The sequence below is a fragment of the Thermodesulfobacteriota bacterium genome (assembly GCA_040755095.1).
GTDB lineage: Bacteria > Desulfobacterota > Desulfobulbia > Desulfobulbales > JBFMBH01 > JBFMBH01.
In genome coordinates, this window is the sequence record JBFMBH010000182.1 from 1 (window position 1) to 6,450 (window position 6,450).

At 68.1% G+C, this 6,450-nt stretch carries 5 protein-coding genes; 3 read left to right on the forward strand and 2 right to left on the reverse strand.

Annotated features, from left to right (window positions below):
• Nucleotides 1-111 precede the first annotated feature (111 nt).
• Complete coding sequence (pilM, locus tag AB1634_18175; protein MEW6221441.1) at nt 112-1,176, reverse strand: type IV pilus assembly protein PilM; 1,065 nt, start codon at nt 1,174-1,176, stop codon at nt 112-114.
• A gap of 671 nt (nt 1,177-1,847) precedes the next feature.
• On the opposite strand from pilM, the gene lepB reads away from it, so the two are divergent.
• Genes lepB through AB1634_18190 form a run of 3 tightly spaced genes read left to right on the forward strand, consistent with a single transcriptional unit; the run spans nt 1,848 to nt 4,692 of the window.
• Entirely contained in the window at nt 1,848-2,474 is a 627-nt protein-coding gene (gene lepB / locus AB1634_18180) for a signal peptidase I (protein MEW6221442.1), read from the forward strand.
• Between the two features lie 4 nt (nt 2,475-2,478).
• Entirely contained in the window at nt 2,479-3,387 is a 909-nt protein-coding gene (locus tag AB1634_18185; GenBank protein ID MEW6221443.1) for an aspartate carbamoyltransferase catalytic subunit, read from the forward strand.
• A 9-nt stretch (nt 3,388-3,396) separates the two neighbouring features.
• The gene (locus AB1634_18190; protein MEW6221444.1) at nt 3,397-4,692 is read left to right on the forward strand and encodes a dihydroorotase; all 1,296 of its coding nucleotides are present in this window, start codon (nt 3,397-3,399) and stop codon (nt 4,690-4,692) included.
• A gap of 356 nt (nt 4,693-5,048) precedes the next feature.
• On the opposite strand, the gene lnt is transcribed toward AB1634_18190, so the two are convergent.
• Nucleotides 5,049-6,450, reverse strand: a 1,402-nt coding sequence (gene lnt / locus AB1634_18195) for an apolipoprotein N-acyltransferase (GenBank protein ID MEW6221445.1), incomplete at its 5' end; no start/stop codon positions are given.

A 6,450-nucleotide genomic window follows, 5' to 3' on the forward strand; every position in this document is an offset into this window, starting at 1 on the left:
AGGGCGAGCACGAAGACGGCCAGCTGCCGCTTCAGGGCTTCGCGCTGCTTGATCTGCCGGATGGGCAGGAGGTTGATGCGGATCATGGGCGGCTGGGCTCGGCTCCTGGCTTCAAATGGGGCAGGGCCGGGTGGCCAGGCCGACGGCGATGGCCATCTCCGGAGCGATCGCGGCCACGTAGGCCGGATCGATGCGGTCCTGGGGGGTGAGGATGCGAGCAAACGGGTTGGACTGCTCCACCGGGATGCCGGTGGCTGATTCCAGATACTGCCGGAGGCCCTGCACCTTGGAGCCACCGCCGCTCAGGATCAGCCTGGCCAGGGCCTCGTCGGGGTAGTTCGAGGAGAAGAAATCGATGGCGCGCCGGATCTCGGTGACCCATTGGCGCACGGTTGTCGAGAACACCTCCTCCAGCGCTGCCTGGTGCTCGCCCGCCGGGGTGACCCCCAGCTTGAGGCTTTCCGCCTCGGCAAGGTCCACCCCCAGGCGCTGGGCGATGTCCTCGGTAAGCTGGCGGCTGCCCAGGACCACGTCCCTGGTCACCGCGGAGTTGCCGCCCACCAGGATGTTGATGTTGATTTTGGCAGCGCCGATGTCAATAAGGCCGACATTGTCATCGGCGGTGGCGTGGGACAGGGCGTTCTCCAAGGCAAAGGCGTCCACGTCCACCACCACTGGCTTCAGGCCGATACCCTGGAGCATGGCAAGGTAGGTGTCCACCACCTCCTTCTTGGCCGCCACCAGCATGACGTCGGTGCGATCCTCCTCGGGGCCGGAGGTCTTGAGATCCTGGAAGTCCAGATAGACATCGGCGATGTCGAAGGGGATGTACTGCTCAGCTTCGGCATGGATGTGCTTCTCCAGCTCGGCCTCGGGCATGACCGCCAGGTTGATCTTCTTGACGATCACCGAATAGCCGGACATGGAGAAGGCCACCTTCTTGCCGCTGATCTTCAGGTTCTGGAGGAGTGTGCTGATCACCTTGGCCACTGCCGCCGGGTCCTGGAGGATGCCGTCCTCCACCGCACCCTGGGGCATGAGGGCATTGCCCAGGCTGCGCAGCTCGAGCCCTTTGGGGGTCTCGGCCAGCTCACAGGCCTTGACCGCATGCGAGCCGATGTCCAGCCCCACGGCGATCTTCTGTCGGCGGAAAAGGGAAAAGTCGATGGCGGGCATCGCAATGTCAGGGCAAAAAGGACGCGGTTCTCGGCCGCCCTGTGGGCTGTCCTGGACCGGTCACACCAGTACCGGCACTGCGGATGGCAGATCAGGGCGATTTTCCACCATGCTACTGGAACAAGACTGCCAAGACAAGCCCCCAGACAAAAAAATCCTGGTGCTTGCCGGGCTCCCTTCCATGAGCATGGCGCCAAGGTGGAGAGCCCCCGCCTCTGCAGCCGCATCCGGTCTTGCGATCCTCATGCCCATGGCGACGATGACCCCGACGATGCAGGCGTCGCGTCGCAGCCTCGTGTCTCCTGGGGCCAGCAGTTGCCGCAACTGCGCAAGGTGGCTCTGAGAACTCCTGTGGTTCTCCGTATTGCTATATATGGTGTGCTCGTCATTGTCGGATTCAACATTTTGTGGCCTGGCAGCCCTCGCCCACTGTCGCAGACGGGCCCTCCAGGCTGGTCGACCCTGAAAACAGCTTGCGGCAGCCGGTTCGGCGATGGCAAGTTTTTTTCAGGCCGAGGGCCTGGCCTCGCCTCAGGCGGCCGTGCTGCCAGGCGGCCAGGCGGCGAAGGCGCTTGTCTTTTCCGCTGTTTTCGGATACAAGTGGGCTGTTTGCCTTCCTTCAACCCTCCTGTGAGCAATCAAGAATCATGCCAGATATCGTCAAGAAGGAGATGTCCTTGTCTGCCCCCCAAGCCCGCACGAAGTCCCTGGTCCGCGAGTACGTCGAGGCAATCCTCATTGCCCTGGTGCTGGCCCTGTTCATCCGCACGTTCATCATCCAGGCCTTCAAGATTCCCTCCGAGTCCATGAAGCCCACCCTCCTGGTGGGCGATCACATCCTGGTCAACAAGTTCATTTACGGCATCCGCAATCCCCTGGGCGGCCGCGGCCTGTGGGTGCCGATCAGCCGGCCGGAGCGGGGGGACATCATCGTCTTCCTCTATCCCCAGGATCCCTCCAAGGATTTCATCAAGCGGGTGGTGGGGGTGGCGGGCGACCGCATCGAGGTCCGCAACAAGGAGCTGTTCGTGAACGGCCAGCGGGAGGCGGCTGCCTACGGCGTGCACGAGGACCCGGCGGTGATGCCCACCGGCCCCCGGGACAACTTCGGACCCCAGGAGGTGCCGGAGGGCAAGGTGTTCGTCATGGGCGACAACCGGGACAAGAGCCTGGACAGCCGGTTCTGGGGATTCGTCGACCTGGCGGCGGTGAAGGGCAAGGCCTTCATCATCTACTGGTCCTGGGACGCCAACGACTTCGGGGTCCGCTGGGGCCGGCTCGGGGACACCATCCACTGACGCCATGAAGCATCTCTTAGGCCTGAGCGACCTGGACGCAGGGGCGGTCGACCGTATCCTCCAGGTGGCCTCCACCTTCACGGAGATCTCCACCCGGCCCATCAAGAAGGTGCCGACCTTGCGGGGCAAGACGGTGATCAACGCCTTTTTCGAGCCCAGCACCCGCACCCGCCTGTCCTTCGAGATCGCGGCGAAAAGGCTTTCCGCCGACACCTTCAACATCGCTGCCGCCACCAGCAGCCTGGTGAAAGGCGAGTCCCTGGTGGATACTGCCAAGAACCTGGAGGCGATGCGGCCGGACATTGTGGTCATCCGGCACAGCCACTCCGGCGCCCCCCATCTTCTGGCCCGGCATATCCAGACGCCGGTGATCAATGCCGGCGACGGCTGCCACGAGCATCCCAGTCAAGGCCTTCTGGACCTCCTCACCGTCAAGGAGGCGAAGGGCGGCCTGGCCGGGCTTCAGGTGGCGATCATCGGCGATATCGCCCACAGCCGGGTGGCCCATTCCGATATCATCGGCTTTTCGACGATGGGGGCCCAGGTCACCGTGGCCGGGCCCGGCACCCTGATGCCGAAAGGCATCGAGTCCCTGGGTGCCCGGGTAGCTCCGTCCGTGGAGGAGGCGGTGGCGGGGGCGGATGTGGTCATCGCCTTGCGCGTGCAGCGGGAGCGGCAGCAGGATCCGCTCATCCCCTCGCTGCGGGACTACGCCACGGCCTACGGCCTCAATGCCCGCCGCCTGGCGGCGGCGCGGCCCGATGCCCTGGTCATGCACCCCGGCCCTGTGAACTGGGGAGTCGAGCTGGATCCGGACGTCATGACCGACCGGCGCACGGTTATCCTCGAGCAGGTGACCAACGGGGTGGCGGTGCGCATGGCCCTCCTCTATCTGTTCGTGGGCGGCGAGTGAGCGTCCATCATGCATGACAGCATCCTTCTGGAAGACGGACGGATCATCGACCCGGCCAGCGATACGGATCGGCCGGGCAGTCTCCTCATCCGGGACGGCCGCATCGCCGGCCTCCTGGAGCCGGGGGCGACCCTTCCCGAGGAGCCGAGCCTGGCCCGAATCCCGCTGGGGGGGGCCTGGGTGGTGCCGGGCCTGGTGGATCTCCATGTCCACCTGCGGGAGCCGGGCCAGGAGCACAAGGAGACCATCGCCAGCGGCACGGCGGCGGCGGTGGCCGGCGGCTTCACCGCCGTGGCTGCCATGCCCAACACCCTGCCGGTCAACGACTGCCAGGCGGTGACGCGGTTCATCCTGGAGCGGGCAGCCGGCTGTCCGGCCCGGGTGTACCCGGTGGCCGCCATCAGCCAGGGCAGCCGGGGGGAGGCCCTGGCCGAGTACGGGGAGCTGGCCAGGAACGGGGCCAAGGCGGTGAGCGATGACGGCCGGCCGGTCTCGGACAGCCAGCTCATGCGGCGGGCCCTGGAATACGCCCGGGGCTTCGGCCTGCTGGTCATCTCCCATGCCGAGGACCTTGCCCTCAGCCGCAACGGCGCCATGAACGAGGGCGAGGTCTCCACCCGCCTGGGTCTCCAGGGCATCCCGGCCGCGGCCGAGGCGGTGATGGTCTACCGGGACTGCCTCCTGGCCGGGCTGACCGGCAGCCGCCTGCACATCGCCCACCTGAGCGCCAAGGAGTCGGTGGCCGTCGTCCGCTGGGCCAAGGATCAGGGCTTCCCGGTCACCGCCGAGACCGCGCCCCATTACTTCACTCTGACCGAGGAGGCGGCTGCCCGCTACGATACCCATGCCAAGATGAATCCGCCGCTCCGAACCCCGGCGGATGTGGCCGCTATCATCGAAGGGCTCCAGGATGGCACCATCGATGCCATCGCCACCGACCATGCCCCCCACTGCGCTCTGGACAAGGACGTGGAGTTCCAGGTCGCTGCCAGCGGCATCATCGGCCTGGAGACGGCGTTGCCCCTGACCCTGGCGCTGGTGGCCCAAGGGCTGATCTCGCCCCGCCGGGCGGTGGAGCTCTTGTCCCAGCGGCCGGCCGCCATCCTGGGGGTGGAAGGGGGCCAGCTCGCCGTGGGCGCGCCCGCCGACGTCACGGTCATCGACCCGGACCGGCGGTATCCCCTGACCCGAGAGATTCTGCGCTCCAAGAGCGCCAACTCCCCATTCCTGGGCTGGGAGCTCACTGGCCGCGCCATCCTCACCATCCGGAATGGCCGGATCGTCCACGACGACCGGGCCGCCTGACCGCTGCCTTTTCCTCCCGGCACCCCTGCCAGAGCGAGCGCGGTGCTTCCCGCCGCGGTTCAGCGCGGTCTATCCCCCGCACGCTTCCCTCCCTGGCAGCTCTGCCAGCCCAGGATTCAGGTCGGTGAGCTTCGCCTCGGCAGGCCTGCGGCGGCCGCGTTGACAAGGCCCCCCTCTCCCGGACCATGCGGCCATGAGCGAGGCAGTCGCCTTGCAGGTCCCGCGGAGTCATCTGCCAGGTGCCGCCCCAGCCGAACCTTTTCCCCTCCTTGTTTCTGCGCTTCCACTTCCCGGCCCTGTTTCAGCCATTTCGGCAGCCCGCACGTGGGGGGTCCGTCTTGGCGGTTACCGCCCGCTCATCCGGAGCGGCCGCTACCGGTGCTTGCGAACTCTCCGCGCCCCGTTCCGAGGATGCGGCTGACCAGCAGCGCTCCCAGGGTCAAGGCAGCAGCCAGGGGAAAGAAGCGGACGCCATACCGGCCGCAGGACGGGATGTCCAGGAGGCGCACCTCGCCCCGGAGCTGGGTGGGCGGGGCGGGCTGGCTTCTGGGCACGGCCAAGAGGGGACCGGCCAGCTGCGCCCGGCCGGTGGCGTCGATGATGGCCGAAACACCGGTGTTGGTGGCGCGGACGAGATCGCGCCGGGTCTCGATGGCCCGGAAGGAGGCCAGGGCCAGGTGCTGGTACGGGGCGGCGCTGGCGCCAAACCAGGCGTCGCTGGCCAGGGAGACCAGGAGGTTGGGGCGAAGACGGGCGAGGCGCTGCGCAAGAAGGCTGTCCAGGTCCTCGGCGCAGATCATGGCGGCGATGGCTAGGTCCCCGTCCTGGAGCAGGGTGGGCCCTGGCCCTGGGGTGATGGCCGGCCAGTCCGGTAGCCGGGTGCGCAGGCGCTTGGCCCAGTCCGGGAAGCGGCTGGCCAGGGGGATGGCCTCGGCAAAGGGCACCAGCCGGGTCTTGTCATAGCGGCCGGCCAGGCGGCGGTCGTCGGCGAAGAGGAGAGCGCTGTTGAAGACCGTCGAGCCGCCGAACTGGTGGGTAAGCGCCCCGAGGAGCAGCCGGCCGCGGACCCCGGGCCGCAGCTCCCAGGGGTGGCCGGCCGGGAACTCCCGGGGCAGGGTGCGGTCGAAGAGGAGGGGCCAGGCGGATTCCGGCCAGAGGACGAGATCGGCCCCCTGGCGGCCCAGCTCCTGGGTGGCGGCACGCAGGGCTGCGACATAGCGCTCGCCGTGGAGCCGCCGCTCCTGGGCGGCCACGATCCCGAAGTTGGGCTGGACGATGCCGCAGGACAGGCTCGACGCCTGGAGTCTCGCCTGCTCCACCTGCCAGGCCCGGCCCCAGCCGAGGGCCGCCAGGGCTAGACAGAGAACCGCTGCCCGGCGGCTGGCTGGCGGCAGCGGCCGCCGCTCCAGGAGAGAGACCAGCAGGCTGCCCAGGGTGAGGTTGACGAGGACGAGGACAGCGGCGACCGCCGGCGGCCCGCCCAGCTCCGCCGCCTGGGCCAGGGGGCGGAGCTGCCAGAGGACGATGGCCAGGGATGCCTTGAAGAAGAAGGGCAGGAGGGCCTCGGCCAGGCCGAGGCACAAAGGGCCCACCAGAAACGGCGGGAGCTGGTAGCGCTGGCCGAGGAACACGGCGCAGCCAGCCGCCAGGCCATAGGCCAGGGCCTGGTAGCCGGCGAAGAGCACCGCCAGGGCCACGGCAGCGCCCGGGCCCAGGCCGGCAAACTCCTGACCCAGGGCCACCCACCACCAGGAACCG